Origin of the sequence: Gellertiella hungarica (assembly GCF_014197145.1) — a bacterium.
GTDB classification, from domain to species: domain Bacteria; phylum Pseudomonadota; class Alphaproteobacteria; order Rhizobiales; family Rhizobiaceae; genus Gellertiella; species Gellertiella hungarica.
The window spans coordinates 307,102-333,037 of record NZ_JACIEZ010000002.1 but is presented as its reverse complement, the minus strand read 5'-3'; the positions used below and the strand labels follow the sequence as shown (position 1 = coordinate 333,037).

The window sequence follows — 25,936 nt, the reverse complement described above, 5'->3', positions numbered from 1 at the left end:
GTTGTCAACAGGCTTTGCCATTGAAAATGCTTACTAAAACGTCAAAACTAGGAATCCCATTTCCACTGAAAATTTCGTGTAAATCGATTATTTAAGGATTCCAAGAAGAAGCGGACCGGTGCCCTTTTGCTCCGGTCCGCAAACTTTTTTTGAAGAAACTTTGGGATTATCCAGCCGACATGATCGAGCCGGGGTCGGAAGCGCCACTGGTATCGAGTTCTTCGAGCGTGTCCTCGATCAGTGTCGACTGCAGGATGGCATTGAAGTCCATCCCTTCGAGTGCGCTATACACGTCGTAACGAAGACCCAGCTTCATAGCTCTCTGCTGGTCGAGCGCGTTCTCTTCGTCGATGTCCTCGACGTCGTCGCCGTACATGGAAGCAACTCGCTTGCGGCTCAGTACTCCGATCCGAATTGCCTCCCTGAGGGCGGCGACTTCTTGAACTGGATGAATGTGACCGCGTGCCGGTGGCATGTATTCGATGTCGTAGTAGTCGGCGACGGTCTTGCCAGCCTCTGGCTGCCAGAGTTCTGCGAGGTAGCAGGCTTCGACGAACCGCTGCCAGATCGGGCGGTAGAACTGCGAGATCGCAATCTCCTGATAGGACTCGATGGCGCGCGTCACTTCGAGATTGTTGGCACGCCACTGGCGGTCATTAAGCTTCTCGAAGTTGAGCGTGACGTGCTCGACGGACAGGCCGAAGCTAACGGCGACCTCGGTCATGCCCTCCCTGCGGAAAAGGGGGTAGTTGGCATCGTTTCCCTGTGGCTGCGACAGCGTGATCTGATATCCGGCAGGCGTGATCGTCCACGTGCCCGGTGACATACCGTGGAAATCAATGCCTGCAGCGTCCTGGCCGTCGACCGACATGACAGCCTTGCCGTCTTCGCCGACCGGAGGCGTGATGAAGCCGCCATGCATGGCCTGCCCCTTTTTCCGCTCGACCTCTGCCTCATCGTACGTCTTCAGGGATTCGGCTTTGTTGAGGGCTGGAGCACCCCAAGGCACGCCGCGCATAGCTTCAAAGCGGTCGGGACGGTATACATGCAGAACGTCGTTCGCCGGAACCCGCTTCGGAAGCAGACTGCGCTTGTCGAGACGCGCGAAATCCTTGGGGTGATAGTCGTACATCCAGTAAGCCTGCACCCGGTCGATCTGGTCTTTTTCGATTCCGGAGATGATCAGGTTCCCGTTTGGAGCGACTTCGTTCTTCTCGATCGGGACGTAGTCCGCTTCAAGGATCTGAAGCTGGAACGGCACGCCGGACTTCATGTCTTCCTTGCGGCGTGGACGAACGCGAACGAAGACTTCGCCGTCGCGCGGCGTCGAAACCCAGAGCGCGTGGGCCATGAGGTGAAGGTCGAGCACGCCGCGCGCGTCTGCTTCCTTCTCCCATTTCCGCCACAGCTTGCGGAGAACCGGATCCTTGATCCGCGGCTTGATACCGTAGCCGATCACATTGTTCGCGATCTGACGGCATGCGTTGGCATAGAAGCCGTCGTTGGCGAACGTCCAGCGGGACCGGCGGCGGATCTTCTCCAGCTCGCCGTTAGCGGAGTTCGGGCCGTAGTCGGGTGCAAACTCGAAGGATGGGCTGTTGCTGGCGGCTTCGTAGTAGGAGCGGGAGGCTCCGAAGCCTCCGTAGCCGAGATCGTACCTCACTTGCTTCATCGACCCGATGCGAGCAGGTGATACAGTCGGCGAGCGCTTGGCGATCTTCGGGGTCTTGACGGGACGTGGCGTCGAGCGGGTAGCCATGATCAGTACCCTCTCTTCGAGATCTGACGGAACTGGGTAAGGGCGGGCTTGGTGTCGGCGCCGTTCTTGCGATCCCACGCCGCGTAGAGTTCATCAAGCAGCGCGTTGTAGTTCTCTCGCGACGTCCACGTTACCGAGCCGCCGCCGGGGCCTTGTGTCGATACCGATGCTGCTCCGGTGGAGATGCCCTGCTCGAGAGCGATGATCGCCTCCCGGATCTCCAGCGCACTCCAGAACTCAAATTTCCTGCTCGCCATGTTTCCCTCGTTACCGCCGCGGCCACTGCGCCTTGATCTGTTTCATGACCCGGCGAGGCTGTACCTCGACAGGCGTACTCTTAGGCGGCTGCGCGACCGGAGCCTGAGGCGGATCAACCACTCGATCCGCGGCTTGCGCTTTCGCCGATCGCGCGGGTGAGGACTTCGGAAGCGGTGCGCCTACGGCAGCTTTCGAAAGAGCGACACCTGCGCTCAGCAGCTCGATCGCGTGGGCGGAAAGATCCGGGCCTGTATAGTCCTCGTAGATTTCGCCCGTCTCAGGATCGTGCGGCACTTCCGGGATTCCGAGCTGCTTGGCTGCAAGATTCAAATCACGCCAGCGGAGATAAGACGTCTGCAGTCCCTTCAGAGCAGCAACGCCGTAAGCCAAACACATCCACTCTTCCTCGGCTCTTCGTTTCGGCTTCGGCTTCCACCACAGCCCTCCGTTGATGCGCTTGCGCTCCTCGCAGAACAACTTGGTGTGATAATCCAGCGGCATGGACTGCGGGATCCACATGGCCTTATCGCCACGCATCATCAGCAATCGAAATGCGGCGTCGCGAGCACCATGGGAGTCGATGGTGTAATGCTCGGCAGCAGTCGCGGTATTCTTCGAAACCTTCTTCGGCCAAACGGTTGCCTTGCGGGTACCTTTGACACCGTTGTTGCCCTTGATCGCCCATACGTTCATGCTGCGTGGGAAGCTGTTACAGAACTTCCGGATCTCATCCGGATAGTCTCCGCCCATGTCAAAAACCTTCGCGATGAAGCCCCACTCACTTCCGTCGCGCTTTTTAAACTTCCGGGTCATGAGCTTGGTAACTTCAGCATCTGCCGCCGGATCGCCTGGCTCTCCGGGAATGATCCAGTGTCCAATGATCCTGACCTGCCCGTAGCGGTTGAAGCCCATGCCCGTGCATTCCCTGGATGCGACGGTCTCGAGATGGGAGCCTTCCTTGTTCGTCTGAGTGTCTCCCGCAAGAATGAGCAGCACGACGTCGTCCGGTACTTCTGCCGGATAAGGCCGGATCATGTCGGCGGCTGCGGAGGCATCCATTGAGGAAGTCGTGAAGTCATCGTAGGCCACGCCCTTAGCGTTGTTGACCCACGTCTTCATCTCGTCGGGATTGTTTCTCTTCGCGAGAAACTCTTCAGCGATGACTTTCCAAGTAGCGCGACCATTCGGCGAAAACCATTGGGGGATGTACATCCCTCTGCGACCCTTCTTCTTCCAAGGTGTCGACGGCTTGTAGTGAAGCGTGGCGTCCAGATAGTCTTTGTGAGACAGACAGATCTTGTCGCCCACAGTCACCGGCTCGGGGAACTGCGTGTGTTCATAGATCGGCTCGTGGCAGTTGACGCACTCGTAGTAGACCTTGTCGACGAAGCCATGGGCATCGCGAATGATCTTGAAACCGTACGGCGTGTCCTTGTCTCCCCATTCGAAGATCTGGGCATGGTTGCAGTGGGGGCAGCATGCGTGCGGATCCTGCTGGTCGGACTCGGCATAGCGTGCCGTGGTACGGCAGTTGTCCTTGCCGAGAGGCGACGAAATAAGGACGAGCTTGGGGTTGGTGAACTCGCCTCCACGCTCCTTGAACAGTTCCGCCTTCTCACCTTGGGACTTCGCGGTAGGCGCCCATCCTTCCGCAGAGTACTCGTCCCCCCAGTTGTGCTTCGAGCCATAGCGGCGGAAGTTGTCGTCAGAGGCCGCTCCGACGAGGCGGAGTACAGCGCCGTTGCTGAATTCGATAAGATCCCATGTATCCTGTCTCTCTCCACGGCGTGGTTTCCTTCGGAGAGCCCCGAGAGCCTCACACATCTCGAACAGCGGCTCGATGCGCTCCTTGTAATACTGCTCTGCGTCCTTCTCCGTCGGCTGCGCAATCGTGACGGATTCGCCGAGGTAGCAGATGATGTAGGCGGCCATCGCAGACAGGAGCAGCGACATCCCCACGCGGGTGCCCTTCGTGACCACGATTTCGGTGGTTTCCTCTTCGAAATACAGACGAACGAATTCGCGCTGGTACCCCGTAAGGATAAGTTCTCCCTGCTTCTCGGTCTTCGATTTCGGAAGATCGATGTTCTTGCGGATCCAGGTCACCGGATCCATAGCCGCGGGAGGCTGCAGGATGTTCGCGCGCAAGTCGGCGACACCCGAATACAGAGCCACGATGCCGTCCTCTAGGTCTACGAGGACGTCTCCGGCGATGATGGAGTGATCGAGTTGGAGCATCGGCTCACTTCCACTTCAGGATCGTGTCCTTCGTCTTCAGCTTTTCGAGGACGGCGCGGCAGTGCTTGTCGGCAAGTACGCGCACTGCACCGGCGATCGATGGATCCACGTTCACGGCCAGAATTTCAGGAAGGCTCATCACCTTCGCGCGTACCTCGTTGTAGTCCTTCGACCACAGCTCAAGCACAGACGAGACCGGAACCACTGACTTCAGCCGCTCGAGCATGTCCAGCTCTGCCATGACCGCGGCAGCAACCGACTTGCGGCGATCTCCCTCTTCCTTGGACGTCTTGTCGTTCGGATCACCAAATTTCTCGGCAACGCTCTTGGCAGCACGTTCCTCCAACCATTTCACGACGTCGGCGACGTCCAGTTCCCATGCAATGCCGCGGTCGCGGTCAGCCTTGGTTACGAATGGACAGCCCTGGTCGAGCCATTTCTGGATGGTGTTCCGGTCTCGGTTGAGCAGCATTGCACACTGCTTTACAGAAACGAGCCGGAGCTTCGCCGCTTCGCTTTTCGACGTCAGGGGTGCTGTGTCATCCGGGGGGATGCTGACGATGTCTTCGCTTTCCTGCTCGCTTTTCGCATCCTGCAGGATCGGATCCTTTGATTTTCTACGCGCCATGAAACGCAAAACTCCCAATGATTCCAAGGTCATTGGAAGGCCGTCGTCTGCAAGATTCAATTCAGTAGCTGAGGGGGTGCTGATGTTGAAGCTTTGGAAAAATTTTCGCACCGAGAGACAGCCTGCGGTCGCAAATTACCCGCACGCCGCCAACCCCCTCAGGAGCCTCCGGCGGCGCTATTCTGTTGACGGCGAGGAATAGTTTTCTACGAACGTGCAGAAATCATCGTCTCCGAGCCTTTCGGCGTCGTGTATCAGTGTCACTACACGCAGGTCTTCCCATACCTCCTCGCCGAGGAGGTGGTTGGCCGCATCTGCCGCACGACGTTCAATATTCAGGAACTTTCCTCTGCCCCAGGACTGCTCGATCTTCTTCATTTCTTCGATCATCCACAGCTCAGGTGTCATGCCCTACCTCCCTTGATGTCTCCCCACGCGCCCATCCAGCGCACGTTGTCCTCGTTGACCTCGTCGCTGTCCGCGAAAGCCTCGGGATCCAGCAGCCAGCGCGCGAGACGTTCGCGGTCTTCCTTCTCCCAGATGAAGAAGCGAGCGTTCTTTTCCCACATGCCGTCACGCCCCCATCCGCTCGGATGCGTCATGACCAGATCGGGGTCATCTGAACCGCCTACTGGGACATCCATTACCGCGTAAGCGTCGTAGATGCCGGGCAGAAGAGAGGTCTCGTGAAAGTCCTGCGTATCGAGCGTGTCGCCCTTGATCCGCAGATCCTCGATGTCAATGCTCGCTCGGCTGTAGACCGTTCCGGCTGGCATGGAGATGAATTCGTGCCATGTTACGAGCTTCATACATCACCTGCCGGGCCGCATTTGCTCACAGGATTCATCCACTGCTCCCACGTCCCGGCGTATCTCTGCGCTCTGGCACTAGCGAATGCCGAGCTTCTACGCAGCACCGAATTCTCCTCCCTGAGACGCTCGTTCTCAGCCTCCAGACGCGCGACGTCTTCGTACCGTGCGATAAGGTGATCCATTCGCTTGAGGTAGGTCTCGTGCAGAGTGGCGTACCGCCTGTTGGCGTATTCTATCTCCTTCTTCAGATCCTCGTTGCTCTGCTTGAGTGCGTCGACTTTCTGCTCGAGATAGCCCATCGCCATGACCTCTTCGCCGTACTCTGCGAGAGCGTCTCTCGCTGCATCGAGATCTTCCTGCGAAGCGAGACCTGCCTCCTCCATCCAGTCATAAAGAATGTCTTCGGCTCGGCTCTTGCCGTCTTCCACACTGTCACAGAGGAGCCACCCGTCCCCGAACTCCACCCTGTCTCTGGGGAACTCGGTTTCGATTATCAGACGGAAAATGCGGTTGTGTGCAGGCCTTTCGCCGAAATTCACGACTTTGCAGATCCTGCGTGCGCCGAGGTAACCCTCAACCTCCACCTTACGTCCAACACTAAGATCCACCCACCTGATCACACCCATCGCCGCCTCCCAACGAATTCCTACAATTCCTACTCAGCATGCCTGCCGGCGGCGCACCCTCAAAACGCCGGCAGCGCTCGGGCACGAAAAAGCCGCCCGGAGAGGCGGCTGTGATCCATTTGGTGGACTGATCGATCCCGTTTTTGGATCGGCGACGTCAGGAGATGCGTTCGAACGTGCCGTCCGGGTACTTTCTGATGAGACTGAGTGCGTACTTTCCAGGCATGCCTTTGGGTCCAGTGTCACCGCTGAGACCAGTAACACCTGCATTCTTGCTGCCCGCGGCATCGCCCTCGTCCGGAAGCACTTTCCAGATCAGCCCTGTGATCTCGGCCTCATGGCTTGTGATCTCGTATCCTGGAGGAGTGACGATCTCGGTCACTGGCGAGCCGTTTGGAAGATCACAACCTTCCGGCAGGGTAGTCACCGTCGTCGGCTGAAGCTCATTGCCATCGTCACCCTGCGGGATGCTCCAGCCGCGCTCTGGGGTATAGTCAACCCCTTCGAACAGATTGTCGTCGTTTACCGTCGACGCTCCGCGCGGCTGCTGATCCCGCAGCGCTTCAGCCGCCTGGCACTCCGCAACGATCATCTGCGCGACGACGGTACGCCTGATCGCTTCCTCTTTTGTGATCTCAGACATCAAATCCTCCTTCTGATGGTGTCTAAGAGCAAGCGTGCCTGCCGGCGGCGCATCTTCCAATCCGCATGCGATTTCGCGGTTGATGTGCATCCTGCCGCTAGCTACGGTGGTGAGGAAGCGGATACCAAATGTGAGGAGCCGATGACCGATATCCACGTAACGGCTACCACCGCCGAAAAAATCGCGCACCTCCACGCCCTTGGCTACCTGGACGTCTCGCCGATCCCACCACCGCGGCTTATCGCGCATCCGATCGGAGAGCCTGTCGACTTCTTCGACGTCGCACGCGATGCCGGGATGAAGATCGTCGTGTCCCTACACAGCCCTCCTGACATCCGCATCTTCGCGGGAAGCGGCGACTTCAAGGCGGTGAGGCCAGGGCTGGTGTCATACTGCATCGGCGAAGACAACCTCCCTGCCGAAGGGCGAGAGCGCAGCCGCGAGATCATGCGGCGGCTGGCCTACTCGTTCCATGACTGGGCGGCACGCGAGATTGTGGCGCGGTATCACCGGGATCTGAAGCGCGGATCGGCGTTTTAACATTTCGTTGACTGGGTGACACTATTCTGTCACCCAGTGACAGAACGGAATGGAGGCGGCACATGGTCAAGCGGGTGTGGAACAACGCGGATTTCCATCGGTGGCTCTCTGCGTCCGGGCTTTCGGCGCCGCAAGCTGCTGCCGTGCTCGGCATCTCCGAGAGAACCGTCAAGCGCATCCGGACAGAAGAAGTCGGCGTGAAAGACGGCATCGCCGAACGTGCTCAAGCGTGGATCCGGTCGACGCGGGTCACCGGCGGCGAAGATGCGCTGAACTTGGACTCGTATGCTGCCCAGGCCGACTTCGCCGCCATCTGCGAGGCATTCCCGCTAGCCCACATCACGTGCATGTCTTCCGCGATCGCGCGCGGCTGGACGAGCGCTAACTCCAACGGATTCCGCCAGCTCGCACAGCCTACACGGCTCCAGAAGCCGAAGAAGTGGGAAAACTTTGACTTGGAGTGGTTCGAGACCGACGGACTGCCCTGGGGTGTTGAGTGCCGGATCGATGCTGACGGCAGACCATACCGCATCGCATCTCCGGAGCGGACGCTGATCGAGCTCGCCGTGCACTCACTGCACGCAGGATACGGAGACGACGTCTCGGAGGCTTTTCAAGGTGCCGTAGACCTGTCCGAGACACCTCCGGATATGACGGTCGTCCGGCAGCGAGCCAGCGCGCGTAGTCCCGCCGCTCTCGACGAGATCAGGCATCATCTGTCGGATCGCGCTCGAGCAGACGTAGCCGAACTGCGCGCCGATAACGAAGACGACTGACCGCCGCCGGCCGGCGGCTTTGTCCCATGCAAGCCGCCGACGAAACATCCTCTCACGATCACTACGGGATCGCTTGGGAGGAGAAACGTCATGTCGCACGAAGTCGCACTTGGAGATCGAATAGCGGAGAAGGTCAAGGCAAAGGCCAAGGCACGCGGACAGGACGTCCCGCAGGCGCTGCAGAAGCTCGCACAGGAGCGGATCGCATGCCGTCTTTATGCATACGAAGAGTCCGAACACCTAGTCGTCACCGGGGGCTGCCTCTATCACTGGTGCCCAAACATGGCGGACATGAACCGCCCCACGGCCGACATCGACCTGCATTCCTATGAGGGCGAGACGCACGACGAGATCCTGTCTCTCTTCCGGAAGGCATTCCAGATCGAGGACAACGACGGCTGGGTCTTCGAAGTCTCGAAGACTTCCGTCCTCGAGCATGAACACGGAGAGCACAACGGGCTGCGCGTTCACATCGTCGGCCATCTCGGCAAGGTGCGCGTGTCGACGTATGCAGACGTCGGCATCGGCGGAGAGCCTCCGGTCGGGCTGCGCGAGCTTCGTATCCGCCCCCAGATCGAGGGGCAGTCGTCGCAGACGATCAAGGCACAGCCGTTCGAATACTCCATGGCCGAGAAGTTGCACTCCATCGTCGTACGCGGCCTCACGAACACGCGCCTGAAGGACTACCGAGACCTCCTCGTCCTGTCCCGCCGCGGCTTCGACCGGGAGACGATCCGGGCTGCCATCGAGCATACTTTCCGTCAGCGCTCCACCGACCTTCCTGAAGGACTTCCGGTAGGTCTTTCTAGCGAATACGCGGACATGCGGCAGGTCGACTGGCAGCGCCACCTGACGAAGAACAGGATCACCGGAATGCCACAGGATCTGGGCGAGGTCGTCGACGAGCTGGCCGACTTCTACGGTCCGCTGCTCGAGCGCGAACCTGCTTTCACATACACGCCGTAAGCCTCTTCCGCGGCCTCGATCTCATACCCCATCCTCACCGCCTCCATCGCCCGCAGCACAACCTCGCCGCGGGCGTTTCCGCGTTCACGCTGCCACACGCCCCACCGCGCGGGATCCGGAACCAGCACGCCAATGCCGCCGTCGGCCAGCAGAATGCCGCGCACGCGCTCTTCGACCAGGAACGGCTCCTCGGTCGTCTCAAGAACGGGATCGCGCTGGAGCGGCGGTAGCCGCATGCCTAGAAGGCCGCTATAGACAAGATAAGCGACGTCGCCGTCGATCACCGAGCCTGACGGCAGCGCACGAACCTGCGCCGCGTTGTCGGCCGGGACGGTCGGGAGGTATGCCTGACGGACTAGCGTAGCCACTAGGCGCTTCCGCTGGCGGTAGCCGTCTTTCTCCCGCTGGAAGGCTTCGACGCGCTGGGTCAGGTCGGCATCGGAAGCAGGGCCGAGATACGTCCTCGTGCCTTTGTCATCGAGATACCAGTATTTCGCTCCGCGGACGGTCACCGGCACCACGCGCGATGACAGCGGCCAGTTCGTGGGGGCGACGTCGGCGAGCTGCTGACCGAGTTCCGCGAGGAGGGTCTGAAACATGAAATCGAGCGGCTTCATGAAAGCCGTTATACTACATTCGCGAAAATAGTATAGCCGCCTCGTGGGCGGCTACGCGTTGCTACAAGGTTGGCAGACTGTGAGCAGCTACGATGCCCGCTCGACGATCTGGGCGTCGCACCGCACACGGATGCGTCCGCCGTCAGTCTGATACGCAAGCGAGATGGGAAGCTCGACCGCATACAGCTGATCGATCTCCTGCATGCTGAATCCTTCTGCCTGCTTCTCTTGGATGAATTCTCCAACAGACGCTTCGACGGCCAGCAAACGTGAACGTACGGCATCGCGCAGCGCGATCTCCGCGCGCGTCTTCGGAGTGCTCAGGAGCGTGGCCACCGGCGAAGGGAGATAGGTCGTCTCCGGAGCTGGGGCGGCTTCGACTGGGGCTGGTACGGTTTTCGTGCTTCTCTTCGCCATGGTCACACTCTCTTCTGGAATTTGATCACGTTCTCGGCCGCGACTTCGCGGATACCCTCTATCGTCGGGATCACCCTTCTCGCATCATCGAGATCGGTCACCGGCTGCTCGTCGCTCACACGCACGTAGTCGCCGACATCGCGGCACCAGACGTACCGATGGTCGCCATGTTCGTCGGTGATGTAGTCCAGGAGCCAATCAGCCTGATCGCGCAGCTCTCGCAGATGACGGCGGTCGATCTGGAGCATGCCGTCGACGACGCGAACGGTGTCTCGGCGGTAGCCCTGGAGCAGGACGTCGGCCAGATCCCAGGCTATGCTGTCAGAATCAGGGATCTCCCACAGGCGGCTCTGCATGACGCGCGACCACAACTGGATAAGCAGCGCGACGTCGTACGATGAGCCGACTGTCACCCAGTCAGTGCGGCGAGGCCGCGGGGCGGGTGTCGTATCCCATATCGGGAAGGATTCGATGTTAGGTATGGACTGCAACGGCGGCCTCCACGCGGTTTGTAACCACAAGGATCCGCGCCGGCGGCGCATGTCTCAAGTTTTCGGCTTCGCTTTGTTCCGGCTGCCGGGTGGACGACCGCGCTTCGTGCCCTTGCGCCTCAACTTCCCGTTTCTGATCTCATATCCATCATCGTCTGCGTAGACGTCGTCGATATCGTCCTCCGGTGTCGATGATGAACTGAGGAGACGATTAAAGTTCAGTGGCTTGCCAGGCTCGCGCGGCGGAGGCGGAGGGATGAAGCGTTCACTAAATGAGAATGAATACCAGCTGGGCGCCATGCGACGCTTAGGTTTCTGTCCTGCCGGAGGCGGCGGATCTTTTCGGTCAGATGGATGCTGGCTTTCCCACAATCGACGATCCCACCTCAAAGCCGACTTGTAGTCCGACATGACAGAAGGTGAGATCGACTTCAGCTTCGGCGGCGGCGGGTCTTGCTTTTCGAACCACGCGTTGAACTCGACGACAGCGGCTTCCAGCACCTCTTCTTCGTCCGATTCCCGATGATATGTGCGGCCGCGCAGCAAATCGCGCCCGTTTCTCAGGCGTGAAAAGAAATTCGCGAGCGTTCTGTCCGTGATGTCCCTCGGCTTTCCTTCCGACTTGGCCAGAGTCTCAGCTATGAAGCCGTCATAGGTGGCGCGATCCGGCAATGGCATGTCGACACCATCGTGTCGGGCGATGACAATCTGGGAGATCTGATATGGCAGCATCGTAGGGCATGCACTTTCAACGACAGCCAGTTCGGATTCAGTCCGCTGAAGGGAAATGCCTCTCGGAAGGCCCTTTCGCGCCGCTATGCGTTCAACGGACGATGCATGGAGCAGGTGCGGAGGCAACTTTACCGGATCCTTTGTCTGCCTCCGAAGCAGGCTGTCGAGCAGCGACTGGTCGCGGTCGAGCTGTCTAGCGATCGTGATATCGTATTCTCCACCGTCACCGGATCCGTATGCAGTAGCGCGGCAGCGGAGCGACGTCACGCCGTAGCCGTACTGCCATAGCCAAGGGCTGATGTCGGACACACGTCGGGCAGGCGAGATCGCGATGATCCACTCTGTGCGCGTCATGCCTGCAAGGTATAAGAGATCCGATGCTTGGCGCTCCGTCAGCAGATACCCGGCGACGACGTCTGCTCTCGCGAGACGCACGGTATCCGCCACGGTACTCAGGCTCGCGAAGTCTTGGACTTCGACACCGGAGCGCAGCAGGATGTCCCGCGTGAGGCCGACATCGAATCCTTGGATAACCCGCATGCCACCCGCGGCAAGCCCGATGCCGAGACCCAGTCCGGAGTAGACTTCGACGACGCGCATGGCTGGCGGCTTCGGTGTCGGTTCCTTCGGAGCGGGATCACGGCGCCAACCCAACCATCTGCCTTCGACTAGCGGCATGGTATGTCTCCCACTGTTGTATCAGTGAGAGACATATCTCGTGTGGCATTAGGGATCGGTAAACGCTAAGAGATCGTCTTCAGCGCTCTCGCCAGCTCAGCATCAAACAGCTTGGTTGTGTTCTGTATCCTGATCGACTTCATGATCTCGTCGTTCCACGCGAAAGTCGGACGATACTTCGCGTCGTCGGAGAACGCGACCAGCAACTTGATCTTGTAGTCTCCGTCATGCATTCGCGCACGCTCCCAGTAGCCTCGCTTGGCTCCGATCTTGCCGAAGAAGATGCCCGGCTTGCCCGAAGGGTTGTTGTTCATCCACCGGGCCGGTGCCGTGGACAGTCCCTTTTTTCGGAGGTTTTCACGCTTTTTGGCAAGCCGCGCTCGTTTTGTCTTCTCAGTCTTCGCCTTCCGAGCCACCTGACGCAGGTAGTTCTTCTTCATGTTGCCGAATGAGTTTAGGCCGTCTTTCGCGCCCTCGACGCGGACGTCGAATTTCGTCGCACCCGGATCTCCGGCATGCCGGGTGCCGCCACTGATCAGGTAGGTCATGTACGCGGCCTGCTGCGGCTGGATACGTACCGCGGCCTCAGGAGCCTTGCCCGGCACGGCCTTGTCGACGACGAATCCTTTCTTCGTCCACGGGGTAGGTTTTCCTTCGATGGTCTTGTCGGCGTGCGACAGCAGCTGTTTGCGAGCCGCGAAGGCAATGCCGTTCAGGAAACCTGCCTGTGCAGCGGGAAGTGCTTTCTTCTCCAGCTTCGTGAAAGCGAACTGCAGCTGTCGTGTATCGAACGTAAATTCCATGTGCGTACTCCCTAGAAAAAAGATAGCCCCCGGAGCGCTTGGGGTCGCTCGACGGGGGCAGTTCGGAAGCGCACAAGGACTTTGTGCCTTCTGATGATTGCTGTCGGCGCTCACCGGCGCAAGCACATTCTCAAACTCGCGTCGTTTTCCGTGTCGGACGACTCCGGATGAGATCCGGCAGAGCAGTGACAGCGTCGGTCGAGACCAAGAAATCCTCGAGCAGCGTTTGCTGGTGCAGCAGTTCGGTCGCGAGCTCGCCGAAGGCTTTCGCGTTCATGGGGTCGTCTACCGCGTCGAATGCGAGATCGGTTACCTCGTCGTACGCCGCGACCAGCTGCGCAACGGCAGCGCGCAGGACGAACGGGTCGAGCGCTTCGCCGCCGAGGTACGCGTCTACTGCCTGTCTGGGCGTGAAGTCGCTCATCAGTGCAGGCTCCCTTTGTCGTCGGTTCCGAAGATGTCACTTAGGCCGCGCATGAGGAACCTGGACTCGAGCATGTCTTCTAGGCGGCGGCGCGATGAGGCCTCGTACTCGAGCTGCACGGCCAGCTGACGGAGAGCCGACGTCGCGGCGGTGCGGAGCATGTGCTCACGGGCATAAAGAGCAAGCAGGACCGCACAGACAGCCGGAACCACGCCGTAGGCAACGAGGAGCGCGGCGGCGGCGACGGACGTCGAGATGATGAGAGTGCGGTCAGTGCGGTTCATGTCAGTGCATTCCGCTGATCGCATTGTCGAGACGTTCGATCTCGGCTTCCATACTGTTCGCAAGCTGCTCAAGGTCGGCGCGAAGGGCTTCGATCCGGCCGATGATGGTCGAGGGACGGTCGGATCCGAGCATCGAGGCGTCGTCGTGCCAGATTGATCGGCTGAGAGATACTCCAGCGGATCGGAAGCTGCCAACGTCGGGGCCGCCGTAATAGATGTCTTCGACCAGAGGTCGGAAACCGAGCGCGGATGGAGACCACTCCGGCGAGATGAGTCCGAAAATCTTGCCGTACATGCCGTAGCCATCTTGGCAGGCCTGCGCATTCTGGGAACCGTATACCGCCCCGAAAACAGTCATGTGCAGCGAGCCGACCGTTTCCGGATCGTAGAGCGGCGGGTCATTCCACGGCGTTTCTGAGAAAGAGCCGTCCGTCGTGGCGCCGAGCAGCGTGGCTTTCCAGAGTTTTTCGAGCAGCGGCGAAGGATCCGTGCCACCGTCGCCGCCGGAACGCGAAGCAAGATAGTCGACTTTGTCTTCGAGATACCCGAGACGTGGTGCGATCGTGTGCGGCTCTGCGGATTTGATAGTCATGTGAATCCTCCTGCGATGATTTCAGGAGGATCTGGTGAAAGATTCAATCGCCGGCGGCGGAGAGAGTGGAAGGGCTGAATCGGATGTACGCAACTTGAGACGATTTACCCGCACGTTACAGCAGCGTTCCTTGACCAACGCGACTGGCTTGCCGTCGGTAGCGCGCGGCGAGGCGGAGAACGTCGGACGTGAGCGTGTCCGATGAGAGGACTTGCTCAGGGCTGAGCTGCGCGAAGCTGTGACCTTTCGGAGAGTCGGACTTGCTGAAACCAACGCCGTTCTGTGCCTTAGCATAATCCGCATCTTCCGCGGCGACCATCGCAAGGACGTGTAGTGCTTCTACGACGGCTGGGTGCCGAGGATCGACGGAGCGGCGAATTGCGAAAGGGTTATACCTCATCACGCTTCCTCCCCGTCACTACGTGAATCGTCAGAAATTCGTTTCTCAAGTAAGAAGTAATGCGGAGAGACGTCCGTTGATTCAGGTTTCGTAGAGAAGCGCTTGAGCTTGCCGGACACTGCCGACACGAGCGCGGAACGGTCGCGACGTGCGAGTAGACGTCTCATCGCGGCTTTGGTGGAAAGTCCGCTGTCATAGCCGCGGGACTTGAGGAGCTTGAGCGCGTCTGCGATCACGCACTTGAGCGCGGCAGGAACGTCGTGTCCTTCGGACTGGGCCTTTGCCAGTGCCACGGCAACCGCAGCCGCAACGGCCGTATCGACGTGACACGCTTCAGGAGCACCACGCGCGCGCAGACCCTTCCTCCACCGCTCCGTCGCGGCACGTCCAGTCTCGTTCCTCTCGTCTGCACGTCTTGGCATGATCCACCTCCCATCACTACGGGAAGTCTCGCGTACGGCGATGCAAGAGACAAAAGAGATGCGCCGGCGGCACGCTCGACGGTCGAGGTGAAGCTGCGGCAGCTGATCGAGCGGAGCAGCGCGTAGCGTATCACGTCTCCGCAAGGAGAAAGAAAAAACACCAGCCACGGTGTCGCCGCTTCGGCTCAAGACGCGCCTTTTCAGCACCCTTTCTATTCTCTTAGAATTCCATGAGCCGTCGTCGCCGGGAGACCAGACGGCACCTGCCGCCGTCAACTTGTCTTTACTACACTTTGACCGCCAAACGGCACGTCTTAGCTACACTTTGACCTTTCAGCTACATTTTGTCCGCCGTGCGTCCGAAACACCGTTCATCCCCCGCGTCACCGTCACTACGGGATCCACCGGACCACCACGTTCATCACTACGTGAGCGGCAGCATCCTTTCTATTCCTTTAGTATTCCATCGGCCTCCGGAGCCGAGCGGCCTTACGCCAACTGCGCTCGTCAACTTGTCTTGCCTACATTTTGACCGCTCACAGCCACGTCTCAGCTACATTTTGACCTTTGAGCTACACGGCGGCCGATCTGTAGCCGAGTGACTCTGTCACACTTTGTCATGCCGACCCCGCTCCTCTCGATGTCTCGGCTACGCGTCGGACAAAATGTAGCGAAGACCTTGTCCCTGTTTCCGCCGGCAGGCAGCATTGAATGAACGAAAGGGGAACTCAATGTCTTCAACCTACTTCAAACAACGCGTCGAGCGATCCGAGGGACAGAAAGCGGTCACACACTTTCGTTCCCGTGAAGAAAGCTACGGGCTACAGCGCCGCGGCGTCCGTGGCGATCTCAAAAAGGTACTCGCAACCGAGCGTCCTGACATCCGCGAAGAGCCTATGGTCGAGAAGCCAGCAGAGCTGATTACGTCCGTAAAATACTACGGCGACCGCGAAGCCGATACGCCTGCAGACGCTATGACAGCAAACGCGGCGGCTCTCTATGAATACGCGATGGCGCACGCACGGCTCGAAATGAAAGAGCGCGACGAGCACCTGATCTCTTTCGCAGACGTGAAGGCCTATCTCGGCGTCGAGAAATCCTCGCGCATCCGCGAATACGTCGACGCTCTTTCCTCTACCTGGGTCAGCTACGACTTCCTCGATCAAGGGGTTCAGCGCATCGGACGACGCATCCAGCTGATGCAGTGTGAGGAAGTCGTGCTGCAAGACGGCAGCCGCCACCTGTCTTTTGTGATGCATCCTTCCGTCCGGAAAGTGATCGCGGCAGCCCGGCAGTACACGCATCTGGAGCTGGGTGCGTTCCCGCGCTTCAGCTCGAAATACACGGCCAGAATCTACCCGAAGCTCGCGCTCTACGCCGGGCGCGACGTCCGTCATCCGCTGGTCTACACTCCTGAGCAACTCGCCGACGAACTCGGGTGGAAGCCGTCGGGTGCGTTCCGCTTCTCCAACTTCGAGAGCCGCTGCCTGCGTCCAGTTATTGATGACATTAAAGCTCACGTTCGCCGCTTCGGGATCGAAATCGAATACCGCCATGCGCCGACGCGTGGACGGCCGGTGACCGCTATCGTGATCACGGTCGGTGAGATGCGCCGTGTCATCGAGGAAGCTGCTCTTGCGCCGATGTCGAAGTCAGATCGTACGAAGCTGCGCCGCCGCGCCAAGGACAGGACGGTCGACATCGCCGACGAGATGCCAGGCGACAGTGCGCTGCGTCAAGCCGCGACGGCCAGCGGGATCTCGGTCACCGTTCTCGCCGCGCAGTGGATCGATGCCGTCTCGACAGACACCGAAGTCCAGAAGCGCATTCGCGAGGTCGGAGCCACCGAAGCGTTCCTTGAATGGTCGCAGACGGCTGAAGAAGAGATCGACTTCGACAGAGTGGCAGTGATCCGGATGCGTCTTACGGACGAGACTGACCCGGCGTTCGTAAAGAAGGACGTGATCCCATTCCTGAAGCGGACGGTCGGCTGGACCGGATCGGTCGAGAAGGTCTTCCGACTGGAGTGGAAGGAAGGCACCTCGGTTGTGAGCCAGGACTTCCGCGTGCCGTGCTCGCAGTCCGACGTTGAGATGCTGTTCTCGCACTACAGCCAGATTTTTGAAGAAGCGGAGTTCCTGAAATGAAGATCACGAAGAAAGCACTTGCCGCCGCCATCGCTTCGCAAGCCAAGGCAGAGAGCGCGTATGATCTCGACGACTACCGCGCCCGTCTTGAAGTCCTCAAGGAGAGACTGGCGAGCTACATCAACAACATGAAAGAGCCTCCAAGCTCACACGTCATCTATTTCTATAGACAGGAAATCGCCGAGATGACCGGAATCATGCACAAGTGCTTAGGCTACTCGAAGGAGCAGATGAACGCGATCATGCTGCCGATGAGAAATTGCTTCGTGCGGATCATCGAGGACTCGCCAATCGGTCTCTACACGCGGCGTGAAGGGGACCCCTTTGCCGCTGTCTTCGGACGCACGGAACCTGCGATGGGGTACCACCTGTTCACTCATGAAGAGGCGCTGTCGTGGATCATCGACGTTGGGCACCGCCTCATGGGGTACACGGTCGGGGACGTCCGCGCAGCGCAACAGGAGCTGAAAGAGATACGCAGAGCCAAGTTCACTGTCTGATCAGTGAAATACTATCTGCACCGCTCCGATCATCATGACCCTTTAACTATCCAAGCCCCGGCAACACCGGGGATTTTCGCATCGATCGCGTCCTGTTAACCGCGACGTCAATTTCCAGAATTCCGGGGCTCTCAAGCGACTCCGCATGGTGTAGAACGTGCCACCGTTTCCATCTGAGAGAGCGATCCCGATGCAGATTTTCCACTCGATAGCACGAATAGCCTGACCGCCGCCGGCCGGCGGCAAGCAGCGCATTCGTCTTATCCAGTGGAGAAATCGCATCATGAAGGACTCCGTCTTCATCAAGCTCTTGTCCGAGCACGGCATCGACCTGCCGGACGTCGACCGCATCCGTATTCCCGCTCACATGCTGCCTGTCTTGTCGTCGTTGCTGCGCACGATGCGGAAGCTCGGGTTGCACCGTGAGATCCGCGTTACCGGGATCTCGCTCACCGACGAACGCGTTCGCCTCGATTTCGAGATGCGAAGTCCGGTCGGACACAGCCGCGCGCGGGATCTGCATCTCATCATGTGTCGCGCCGAGGCCGAGTTCCTGACGATTGCCGACGACTTCACGGAGGTGCTCCGCAATGTATCCTGACTATATCCCTACCTACAAAGTCTCCGACCTCATCCTCCGCTTCCCGAATTTCAATCCGGACGGCGACATCCGCATCCGGGAAGGATGGCTCGCTCTCGTCGAAGAGATGCTCCTCGAGCTGAAATATCTCTTCCCGGAAGTCCGCGTCCTGAACATCGCGGCGCGGTCGTGGCTCTGCGTTGTCTATGACGGCGAAAACGTCCTTGATCTCAAGCGGCGTAAGCGACTGCAGGACGTCGTCCAGGGCTACGTGACCCGCAGCCTGAGCACCTGCGAGCACTGCGGCAGCCAGAACGGGGTCACGCTCTGGGAAGCCGAGCAGCTCCACCCGCGCTTCCGCCGGGAAAAATGGAAGTGGGACCGGCCGATCTGCCAGGAGTGCGTCCCGGCTCTGAATCACGCCGCGCTGAGGACCATGGAAGCGATGGGGGTGACAAATGTCCAGCACTAAAATCCCGACGCTGAAACGCGACGACCTCTGCGAGGAGTTTCCCAGCGTATTCGAAAGCGCCGAATACGTCGACGTCGGAATCGGCTGGCTCGACATCATCCGGCGCTTCATCACCGACGCGCTGCCGCTCGATCCCGCTCTTCAGGTCGTCGAGCTGAAAGAAAAGTTCGGTGCCCTCCGGATCCTGCACGACTCCGACGTCGACGAGGTCGTCCTGCTCCAGCGGCTGGCCGAGAGCCGGAGCGCTTACGCGTGCGAAATCTGCGGCCGTGACGGCGAGATCCGGTTGCCGCCGCCGGGGCAGGCTGGATGGCGCAAATGCCTGTGCCCGGACCACATGCCCGATCTCATGCGCGACTGGCTACCGCCGCGACGTCCACCGGCATGGCCGATGAGAGGACGCTGGTACGAGTACGATCGCGAGAGCGACAGCCTGAAAGAGGTAGATGTCCCGGAGAGGTGGAAGCGATGACGCTGAAAGAGCTGAATGAGAAGTATAAGCGGCTGTTCGGGAAACACGGCATGTATTTCGAGCACGGCGAGGGGTGGGCCGACATCCTGGACGCATATTTCGCGGTCGTCGACCACTATGTGAAACGGGCATCGACCTACGACATCCGTCAGGTGAAGGAAAAATTCGGCGGTCTCCGCATCTACGACAGCGTCCAGACAAACGACAAAGCCGTTCTCGCCGCCATCGACGAAGCCCGCGAGCTAGCGGAAGCTCGGTCGTTTTTCGTCTGTGAAAAGTGCGGACAGCCAGGTCTACTGCGCGGCCGCGGCTGGTACTACGTCGCATGCGACGAGCACGCCACTGCGAAAGACGGCACTATCGAGCCGCCGACGGATCCACCGGTCCGCGTTCAGATCGGCAGCGCGGAGGGGACAGGATGGGAAGCGTATGATCCTGACCTCGACACCTTCGTGCCGTACGACCCCGATGCCGAGGAGGGCTAATCATGCTGAAGATTGTCACCCAGTGCCACTCGTACCCGGAACCGACAGCGTGGAAGGTGGCATCCCGGCTTCCGGATCCGGAGGAGATGTCACTCGAACTGGCGGTTTCGGTAGCGTATCGGGATCTGCGTGGATTTTTCGAACGCGCTGGCCTCGGCGATCCGCGCCGGCGGCGCATCACGAAAGACGACGCCGCGTTTGCGGGGCGGCTGCTCGTGCAGCGGGTCGGATGGCATTTTCGGGTTGGAAAACGGCTGCTGGATCTGGCGTATCCAGAAGGGTTGTGGCCGCATCCTTCGTACAGACTGTCACCCAGTGCCACTCTGACTGACGACGAGATGATGTCGGCTACGGTGCTGGTCGACTGGGATGTCCTGCTGGTTCAGGAAGGGGATGCTCCGGCACATTGGATACTGTCCGGAGACGTTCCTGACTGCGATCACGTGCGGCCGGATTCGGATCGCGTGTGGCATCGGCTGCTGCGGGTGACGTCGGATCGGCAGTATGCGTATGCGCAGGACGTCGGGTGGTGCTATCTGTGGGGGCGGCGATGGCACGAACAGACAAGGTGGTGGGATGAAAATTGACGTCGGCCGCGGATGGTATCCGCTCGTGCTAGACGCGGTCTTAAAGATCTCGCAGCTGCCAGATGCATGGAACGCGCGGCTCCGGCGTGCAGATCGGATGCACGGACTTCTCCGGGTCGACGTCGCGGTGAACCTCCCTGACAGTTCCGAAGAACTCGGGGACCAGACGTCGACAATCGGAGCGATCCAGCGTATCGCGCGGGTCGTCAGCATGATGACCTGCGAAGCCTGTGGACGGGATGGACGGCTTCGGATCGGTGTGAGGCGGTCGCGCATGCTTTGCGAAGATCATGCCTGTCTGGTCGGAGAGCGGCATCCAATGGACGGTCTGGTGAGCGAGATTGACCGCGATCGACACCCGGAGCTGTATTTTCGTGCCGAAGACGCTGATGTCGAGAAGGCCGAGATCTTCCGGATGTGGAGCGAAGGCATCGTGCCTATGCGTGTCGTGACGGACTTTCTCCGGATCGGTCGCACGGACGTCTATCACGCAGCACTGGAGGCGGGTCACGGCACCGGGCTGCGTGAGGCTGACCCGGAGGAAGTCCGGATTGTGATCGAGATGCTGGATCCAAGCAGGCGGCACTAAGCCGCCTGCTGTTGTTCCTTCTCGGCTTTCTGCCGCTCGTACTCGTCGAGAATGACGTCGCACCAGATGCGCATCGCCTCTTTCTTAAGAGAGATGTACTGACTGCCGCCGTAAGCCATTTTGGTGATGCGTGCCGTCCTCAACTTCACGAAGTTCTCCCGCTCGCGCTCGGTCGCTCCGACGGCCAGTGCCTCTTTTTCATGGATATCATGAGCGAGGATGACGGTTGCCCCTCCGGGAATGCCGTGTTCGTCTAGCGTAGCGGTCAGCGACCGCCGGAGGTCGTGCGGTGACCACCACGGAATACCTGCCTCGGTAAGCAGGTCGCGGCGTTCGGTACGCACAGGGGGCTTCTTCCCTTTCGGGGGTTGCTCCAACGCGTCGCGTGCGCCTAGTCGAGACAGGATCCGGTATACGCCGGAAGACGTGGCATGGACGTCGGACTTTCTCTCGCTCGGGAAGGCCCACTCCTGAGATCCCGCGTGCCGACCCTGATCCCGAAAGCGATTGATATGCTGCCATGCACGGATCGGAATCGGCAGAACGTGTGCTTGTCCGGCTTTCATCACGTCTTCTGCCCACGCCGCGACCATGAAATCCTCCGACTGGGTGTCAGGAACGACGTCGTGCGCCAGCAGAGACATGCCAGCCGTCGCTCGCTGGCACGTCAGAACGAGCCACCAAAGTCCGGCGAGAGTACCGGGATTTACGCCGGGCTTCGTGACTGCGCGGCCGGGCAGCGGCCGCGTCAGATATTCTTCGGCGAGTATGAGTGTCTTCACGATATCCTGAACCTCGGGTCGCCGGTTGCGCGGCTGGACAGCGTAGGGCGCATTCAGGAACTGCCACCATGGATCCACGCGATCCAATCCGGACTGCCCGGCGTGGTTTTTCGCGCAGTAATCTAGGACGGCCCGCGTATAGGCAATGATCTTGATCGCCGGGCTGGTGCCGATGTGCTTCTTGACGTAATCGCGGACGCTCTCGATGTCACCGCGCGTGATGAGTGCGGCTGGCTTCTCCATGATCTTCGCGAAACATTCGCGCGAGAAAGTGCCGCGGTAGTCCTTGACCGTGTTCGCAGTAATCTTCGCTTTCGCGTGGGCCGACGTCTTACCCTCGATCGTGGCCTCGACGCATTCGCGCAGCGTCCAGGTGTCGGCTTTCTTGTGAACGGCTTTAAGAGCGTCTTCCTTCTTCTGTCCCGACCAGTGGGCGTCGAGAAACGGCTTCACTTTGGAACCGTCTTCTTTCATGAGGCTCAGCACGGTCGCAGCCAGCTCGCGTACCGTCTTCGGAGCTGTCATCGTCCGGTCACCGACCGGATGGACATAGCCGATGGTCACGGTGACGTCTTTCCACTTCACGACCCAGCTGGCTCGCTTCCCCTGCACCCGCAGGCCGAGGCCGGTGAACTTGGTGTCCGTGAAAATGAACACCTTACCGTCGGGTGTCTCGCCCGTTTCTGCCATCTTCCTCGCCCGGATAATCTCCCTCTCCGTGATCACCAGCCTCTCAGTCGCCATATCGCTTCTCCATACGCTTCATACCGTCGTCGGGGTCTATACCGTCTCCATACCGTTTGCAAATTGGTTGACAAAGGCAGGTAGGAACTAGCGTGACCGAGATCCGCGAAACATGCAAGAGGGGCGTAATTGTTGACAACGTATTGAGAATGTTGGAGTTTGTGGAGGTGATGCCTAGTGTCTGCTAGGTTTGTAAACAAAGTTGGCTGAGTGGTGAAGAACAGGCTTTAGGATTGAAAATCCGCGTGTCGGTGGTTCGAATCCGCCTCCGGGCACCATTTTTCCCAAGACTTCACGAGTTGAGTTTGCCAGTCAGGCCGGATTGCGGGCTGATGACGGTTTCTACCGCCGTTCTGCGTTCAACGCGAGCAAAGGCCTGCAAGCGGCCCGCTGTGCCTGTGACATCAGGAAAAGGTCGAGAGAGCCCTCTTCCGCGCCTCGTGAGCCGCTTACCCATCAGGGGCGATCTTCTCGTACTCGACCGCTGCCGCCATGGAAATCAGCGCGAACGCCCCCGCGCCCGCCAGTCCGGCAGCCACGATGACCCACAAGGAAAACGGCACCCCCATCCCGGCCATCGAGGCCGACATCGCGAATGGCGCCAGCGCAGACGTCACCTGCTTTGCGGAGGTTGACCACCCGAGCCGCGCCCCGTAGCCCCGCCGGCCAAACAATTCCAGCGGGAGCGTCCCGCCCACGATGCTCGTCAGTCCCGAACCGAGGCCCGTGAGGACGGCGAAAACGACCGCGCCTGCAAACGACGGCGTGGTGAAGAGGAGGACGACGCCCCCAACCGGCATGAGCAGGGCGGCGATGACGGCAAGCCAGACCTGCGGGAGGTCGGCACCGAAAAGGAGATTGACCAGGCGGCTCGCCACCTGCGCCGGACCGAAGAGCGAGGCCACCGCCAGGCCCGCAGCGCCAAGTCCCAGAGCCTTTGTCAGGGGCACCATGTGAACCAGCATCGCCGAAAGCGCGTAGCCCTCGATGGCAAAGCCAAGAAGCATGAGCAGGAAGACGGCGCTGCCATTGGCGCGGGCGACCGCCTCTTCCACAGGCGCTTCGCCGCGCCGCCCGGCAATGGCGGCGCCGGAGGTCAGCCGCGACAGAGCCCCGTGGACGGGGAGACAGACCATGACATGGAGCGCCGCATAGATCAGCAGCACATCGCGCCACGACATGGCCGCATGCAGCCATGTCGTCAGCGGCCAGAACAGCGACGAGGCGAAACCCGCGATCAGCGTCAGATGGACGATCGACGTCTGCGCGCTTCGTCCACCTGCCTGAACGATGGCCGTGAAGGCCATCGGGTAAAGGACGGCCGCGGAAACCGCCTGCATCAGTCCAAGTGCCCCCGCGAAGAACCAGGGCCCCGGCGCCAGCGCCGCCAACAGCAGTGTTGCGGCTGCACCGATCGAGCCCAAGGTCATGACCCGCCCGGCACCCCATCGGTCGGCACACCTGCCCGATAGCGGGGCCGCAAGCGCTCCGGCCAGCAGCGCCAGGGAGAAGGATCCGAAGACCCACTGCTCCGACACCGCGAACTGGCGCGCGATGTCGGGCACGAGGATGCTCAGGCAGTAGTAGAGGCTGCCGTAGCCGACGATCTGGGTCGCGCCCAGTCCGGCCAGCGCCCATGCGGGCAGTTTTCCATCCGGCATGGTTATGCGCGCTCCACGGCCTTTTCCGGCGCGGCCTTCGAGCCGCAGCCGCAACCGGATTTCCCCTCGTCCTTGGCGACCGCGTCGGCGACGCAGCAGGCGTCGGACCGAGTCGTTGCCGGGCCGCCGCAGCATCCTGCCGATGAGCCGGAGGAAAGGGTGACCGAGCAGACCCCGGTTTCCGGCAGAACGAGCTCCACCCGGCGCGCCGCCTCATGATCGCCTGCGATGTCGGCGACGACCGAACGCACCTGCTCGTATCCGGTCTTCATCAGGAAGGTTGGCGCGCGTCCGTAGGACTTCATGCCGACGATGTAGAAGTCCTTCTCCGGATGGGAAAGCTCCAAGACGCCGTGCGGCGGCACCGTCCCGCAGGAATGGAGGTTGGGATCGATGAGCGGCGCGAGCGCCGGCGGGGCTTCGACGATCGGATCGACCGCGATGCGCAACTCGCGCAGGAAGGAGAAGTCGGGACGAAACCCGGTGGCGACGACGATCTGATCAACATGCAGCCGGATTGCCTCGCCATTCGCAGTCGCCAGCACAGCAGGGCCGCCATCAGCCGTGATCGCGTCCGCGGAGAAGGATGTCAGCAGGGTCAGCCGGCCCTCGGCTATCGCCTTCTTCGCCGCCAGGCCGAGGGCTCCGCGCGCAGGCAGCCGGTCGTTCAGACCCCCGCCCAGGAGGCGTTCGACACCGTCGTGCCGGAGCGCCCAGAAGATCTTCGTGGCAGGATCGGCATTCTGCAGCTCCATCAGCGCCATGACGACATTGATGGCCGAGTGGCCGCTGCCGACGACCAGAGTCCGCCTGCCGATGAACTCCGCACGGCGCGCGCCGGTGACATCGGGAATGCCGTAGGAAAGATGGCTGGACCACCCCTCGCCAGGGATCGGCAGGCCGTCGATACCGAGCGGGTTCGGCTGGTCCCAGGTGCCTGACGCGTCGATGACGGCCCCGACAAGCACGTTCTCCGTGATGCCGTCCCTCTCGTAGCGGATGACGAAGGGGGCGCCATCGCGGCCTTTCGAACCCACTTTGCTCAGCCCCCTGCGGGTGATCGCCGTGACGGTCGAGCCGAGCTTCAGGCCGCTGGCGATCTGCGGGACCCTTGAGAGGGGAGCGAGGTATTGCTCGACGATCTCTCTCCCGGTCGGAAGCACGTCGGCGTCAGGCGCTTTCCAGCCTCGGGTCTCGAGCAACCGCCGGGCGGCATCGTCGATGTTGTACATCCATGGCGAGAACACCCGGACATGCCCCCACTCGAGAACGGCGGCTCCGACCGATGTTCCCTTTTCCAGGATGAGCGGCTGCAGGCCGCGTTCGACGAGATGCGCCGCCGCGGCCAGACCGACCGGACCGGCTCCTATGACGGCGACGGGAAGCTTCAGATCTTGCATGGCACTCTCCTTTTGTGATTCTAGAAATATCGAAATATAACGTTAAAAAAAGGGGCGGCCAGGCCGCCGCCTCGCTTTAGCGGCTGCTCGCCACGCAGCCCTCCTCGGCACAGCATTCGTCCGACAGAAACCCGATCAGCGCGCGCATGCTCCGATAGTCTGCCCGGCAGATGAGCGTCGTTGCCTGCCGCTCCTGCGAGGCCAGGCCCGCATCCACCAGTCGCTTCAGATGATGCGAGAGGGTCGATGCCGGGATGCCGACGCGCTCCTGCAGCTGACCGACAGGGATGCCCGTCTGGCCTGCCCTCACGAGCACGCGATAGATCTTCAGCCGGGACTCGTTGCCCAGCGCCTCGAGCTGAGAGGCCGCTTCTTCGATAACCATGGAAATAACATGCCGGATATCGCGCA

At 60.4% G+C, this 25,936-nt stretch carries 32 protein-coding genes; 11 read left to right on the top strand and 21 right to left on the bottom strand.

From position 1 onward, the window contains the following. Positions 1–166: 166 nt before the first annotated feature. From GGR23_RS06115 to GGR23_RS06080, 8 genes are all read right to left on the bottom strand, one after another. Positions 167–1,759 carry a phage portal protein gene (locus GGR23_RS06115; RefSeq protein WP_183365282.1) on the bottom strand — a complete coding sequence of 531 codons (1,593 nt, stop codon included), beginning with the start codon at positions 1,757–1,759 and terminating at the stop codon, positions 167–169. A gap of 2 nt (positions 1,760–1,761) precedes the next feature. Further along, on the bottom strand, positions 1,762–2,016 hold the full coding sequence (locus GGR23_RS06110) for a hypothetical protein (RefSeq protein WP_183365281.1): 255 nt from the start codon (positions 2,014–2,016) through the stop codon (positions 1,762–1,764). Between the two features lie 10 nt (positions 2,017–2,026). Continuing rightward, positions 2,027–4,255, bottom strand: a complete 2,229-nt coding sequence (locus tag GGR23_RS06105) for a terminase gpA endonuclease subunit (RefSeq protein ID WP_183365280.1) — start codon at positions 4,253–4,255, stop codon at positions 2,027–2,029. 4 nt (positions 4,256–4,259) lie between these two features. After that, a complete protein-coding gene (locus GGR23_RS06100; RefSeq protein WP_183365279.1) occupies positions 4,260–4,883 on the bottom strand; it encodes a terminase small subunit in 624 nt (207 codons plus the stop codon). A 177-nt stretch (positions 4,884–5,060) separates the two neighbouring features. Further along, positions 5,061–5,291, bottom strand: a complete 231-nt coding sequence (locus tag GGR23_RS06095) for a hypothetical protein (protein ID WP_183365278.1) — start codon at positions 5,289–5,291, stop codon at positions 5,061–5,063. Next, on the bottom strand, positions 5,288–5,692 hold the full coding sequence (locus GGR23_RS06090; RefSeq protein WP_183365277.1) for a hypothetical protein: 405 nt from the start codon (positions 5,690–5,692) through the stop codon (positions 5,288–5,290). The genes GGR23_RS06095 and GGR23_RS06090 overlap by 4 nt, the downstream gene beginning before the upstream one ends. Then, the gene (locus tag GGR23_RS06085; RefSeq protein ID WP_183365276.1) at positions 5,689–6,321 is read right to left on the bottom strand and encodes a hypothetical protein; all 633 of its coding nucleotides are present in this window, start codon (positions 6,319–6,321) and stop codon (positions 5,689–5,691) included. Before GGR23_RS06085 ends, GGR23_RS06090 begins: the two co-directional genes overlap by 4 nt. 157 nt (positions 6,322–6,478) lie before the next feature. After that, entirely contained in the window at positions 6,479–6,964 is a 486-nt protein-coding gene (locus GGR23_RS06080; RefSeq protein ID WP_183365275.1) for a hypothetical protein, read from the bottom strand. 141 nt (positions 6,965–7,105) lie between these two features. On the opposite strand from GGR23_RS06080, the gene GGR23_RS06075 reads away from it, so the two are divergent. From GGR23_RS06075 to GGR23_RS06065, 3 genes are all read left to right on the top strand, one after another. Further along, entirely contained in the window at positions 7,106–7,504 is a 399-nt protein-coding gene (locus tag GGR23_RS06075; protein WP_183365274.1) for a hypothetical protein, read from the top strand. Positions 7,505–7,566: 62 nt separating this feature from the next. Then, the gene (locus GGR23_RS06070) at positions 7,567–8,280 is read left to right on the top strand and encodes a helix-turn-helix domain-containing protein (protein WP_183365273.1); all 714 of its coding nucleotides are present in this window, start codon (positions 7,567–7,569) and stop codon (positions 8,278–8,280) included. Between the two features lie 90 nt (positions 8,281–8,370). Further along, entirely contained in the window at positions 8,371–9,246 is an 876-nt protein-coding gene (locus GGR23_RS06065) for a nucleotidyl transferase AbiEii/AbiGii toxin family protein (protein ID WP_183365272.1), read from the top strand. Here the strand turns inward: GGR23_RS06065 and GGR23_RS06060 are convergent. The 9 genes from GGR23_RS06060 to GGR23_RS06020 form a co-directional block, all read right to left on the bottom strand. Further along, positions 9,198–9,863, bottom strand: a complete 666-nt coding sequence (locus GGR23_RS06060; RefSeq protein ID WP_183365271.1) for a nucleotidyltransferase family protein — start codon at positions 9,861–9,863, stop codon at positions 9,198–9,200. The two genes, GGR23_RS06065 and GGR23_RS06060, sit on opposite strands and share 49 nt — an antisense overlap. Positions 9,864–9,950: 87 nt before the next feature. After that, positions 9,951–10,280 (bottom strand): hypothetical protein, encoded by a 330-nt coding sequence (locus GGR23_RS06055; protein ID WP_183365270.1) that lies wholly within the window; start codon positions 10,278–10,280, stop codon positions 9,951–9,953. Positions 10,281–10,282: 2 nt separating this feature from the next. After that, a complete protein-coding gene (locus tag GGR23_RS06050; protein ID WP_183365269.1) occupies positions 10,283–10,636 on the bottom strand; it encodes a hypothetical protein in 354 nt (117 codons plus the stop codon). Between the two features lie 189 nt (positions 10,637–10,825). Next, positions 10,826–12,181 carry a hypothetical protein gene (locus tag GGR23_RS06045; RefSeq protein WP_183365268.1) on the bottom strand — a complete coding sequence of 452 codons (1,356 nt, stop codon included), beginning with the start codon at positions 12,179–12,181 and terminating at the stop codon, positions 10,826–10,828. A gap of 65 nt (positions 12,182–12,246) precedes the next feature. Beyond that, positions 12,247–12,984, bottom strand: coding sequence for a hypothetical protein (locus tag GGR23_RS06040; protein ID WP_183365267.1), 738 nt, complete (start codon positions 12,982–12,984; stop codon positions 12,247–12,249). A 130-nt stretch (positions 12,985–13,114) separates the two neighbouring features. Next, a complete protein-coding gene (locus GGR23_RS06035) occupies positions 13,115–13,408 on the bottom strand; it encodes a hypothetical protein (protein WP_183365266.1) in 294 nt (97 codons plus the stop codon). Beyond that, the gene (locus tag GGR23_RS06030) at positions 13,408–13,692 is read right to left on the bottom strand and encodes a hypothetical protein (RefSeq protein WP_183365265.1); all 285 of its coding nucleotides are present in this window, start codon (positions 13,690–13,692) and stop codon (positions 13,408–13,410) included. The genes GGR23_RS06035 and GGR23_RS06030 overlap by 1 nt, the downstream gene beginning before the upstream one ends. Before the next feature lies 1 nt (position 13,693). Further along, positions 13,694–14,284 (bottom strand): hypothetical protein, encoded by a 591-nt coding sequence (locus GGR23_RS06025; RefSeq protein WP_183365264.1) that lies wholly within the window; start codon positions 14,282–14,284, stop codon positions 13,694–13,696. A gap of 399 nt (positions 14,285–14,683) precedes the next feature. Then, positions 14,684–15,106 carry a hypothetical protein gene (locus GGR23_RS06020; RefSeq protein WP_183365263.1) on the bottom strand — a complete coding sequence of 141 codons (423 nt, stop codon included), beginning with the start codon at positions 15,104–15,106 and terminating at the stop codon, positions 14,684–14,686. Positions 15,107–15,837: 731 nt separating this feature from the next. On the opposite strand from GGR23_RS06020, the gene GGR23_RS06015 reads away from it, so the two are divergent. From GGR23_RS06015 to GGR23_RS05980, 8 genes are all read left to right on the top strand, one after another. After that, the gene (locus tag GGR23_RS06015; RefSeq protein WP_183365262.1) at positions 15,838–17,253 is read left to right on the top strand and encodes a replication initiation protein; all 1,416 of its coding nucleotides are present in this window, start codon (positions 15,838–15,840) and stop codon (positions 17,251–17,253) included. Next, positions 17,250–17,753 carry a hypothetical protein gene (locus GGR23_RS06010; RefSeq protein WP_183365261.1) on the top strand — a complete coding sequence of 168 codons (504 nt, stop codon included), beginning with the start codon at positions 17,250–17,252 and terminating at the stop codon, positions 17,751–17,753. Before GGR23_RS06015 ends, GGR23_RS06010 begins: the two co-directional genes overlap by 4 nt. A gap of 283 nt (positions 17,754–18,036) precedes the next feature. Further along, positions 18,037–18,354 carry a hypothetical protein gene (locus tag GGR23_RS06005; RefSeq protein WP_183365260.1) on the top strand — a complete coding sequence of 106 codons (318 nt, stop codon included), beginning with the start codon at positions 18,037–18,039 and terminating at the stop codon, positions 18,352–18,354. Continuing rightward, positions 18,344–18,805 (top strand): hypothetical protein, encoded by a 462-nt coding sequence (locus tag GGR23_RS06000; RefSeq protein ID WP_183365259.1) that lies wholly within the window; start codon positions 18,344–18,346, stop codon positions 18,803–18,805. The genes GGR23_RS06005 and GGR23_RS06000 overlap by 11 nt, the downstream gene beginning before the upstream one ends. Next, complete coding sequence (locus GGR23_RS05995; protein WP_183365258.1) at positions 18,792–19,277, top strand: hypothetical protein; 486 nt, start codon at positions 18,792–18,794, stop codon at positions 19,275–19,277. The genes GGR23_RS06000 and GGR23_RS05995 overlap by 14 nt, the downstream gene beginning before the upstream one ends. After that, entirely contained in the window at positions 19,274–19,762 is a 489-nt protein-coding gene (locus GGR23_RS05990; protein ID WP_183365257.1) for a hypothetical protein, read from the top strand. Before GGR23_RS05995 ends, GGR23_RS05990 begins: the two co-directional genes overlap by 4 nt. 2 nt (positions 19,763–19,764) lie before the next feature. After that, a complete protein-coding gene (locus GGR23_RS05985) occupies positions 19,765–20,349 on the top strand; it encodes a hypothetical protein (RefSeq protein ID WP_183365256.1) in 585 nt (194 codons plus the stop codon). Next, positions 20,339–20,938: a hypothetical protein gene (locus GGR23_RS05980; RefSeq protein WP_183365255.1), complete on the top strand. Its 600-nt coding sequence runs from the start codon at positions 20,339–20,341 to the stop codon at positions 20,936–20,938. Before GGR23_RS05985 ends, GGR23_RS05980 begins: the two co-directional genes overlap by 11 nt. Here GGR23_RS05980 and GGR23_RS05975 read toward each other — a convergent pair. The 4 genes from GGR23_RS05975 to GGR23_RS05960 form a co-directional block, all read right to left on the bottom strand. Beyond that, on the bottom strand, positions 20,935–22,464 hold the full coding sequence (locus tag GGR23_RS05975; protein ID WP_183365254.1) for a site-specific integrase: 1,530 nt from the start codon (positions 22,462–22,464) through the stop codon (positions 20,935–20,937). The two genes, GGR23_RS05980 and GGR23_RS05975, sit on opposite strands and share 4 nt — an antisense overlap. A 449-nt stretch (positions 22,465–22,913) precedes the next feature. Further along, positions 22,914–24,125 carry an arsenite efflux MFS transporter ArsK gene (gene arsK / locus GGR23_RS05970; protein WP_183365252.1) on the bottom strand — a complete coding sequence of 404 codons (1,212 nt, stop codon included), beginning with the start codon at positions 24,123–24,125 and terminating at the stop codon, positions 22,914–22,916. A 2-nt stretch (positions 24,126–24,127) separates the two neighbouring features. Then, positions 24,128–25,525, bottom strand: coding sequence for an FAD-dependent oxidoreductase (locus GGR23_RS05965; protein WP_183365250.1), 1,398 nt, complete (start codon positions 25,523–25,525; stop codon positions 24,128–24,130). Between the two features lie 76 nt (positions 25,526–25,601). Next, positions 25,602–25,910 carry an ArsR/SmtB family transcription factor gene (locus tag GGR23_RS05960; RefSeq protein ID WP_183365248.1) on the bottom strand — a complete coding sequence of 103 codons (309 nt, stop codon included), beginning with the start codon at positions 25,908–25,910 and terminating at the stop codon, positions 25,602–25,604. Positions 25,911–25,936 lie beyond the last annotated feature (26 nt).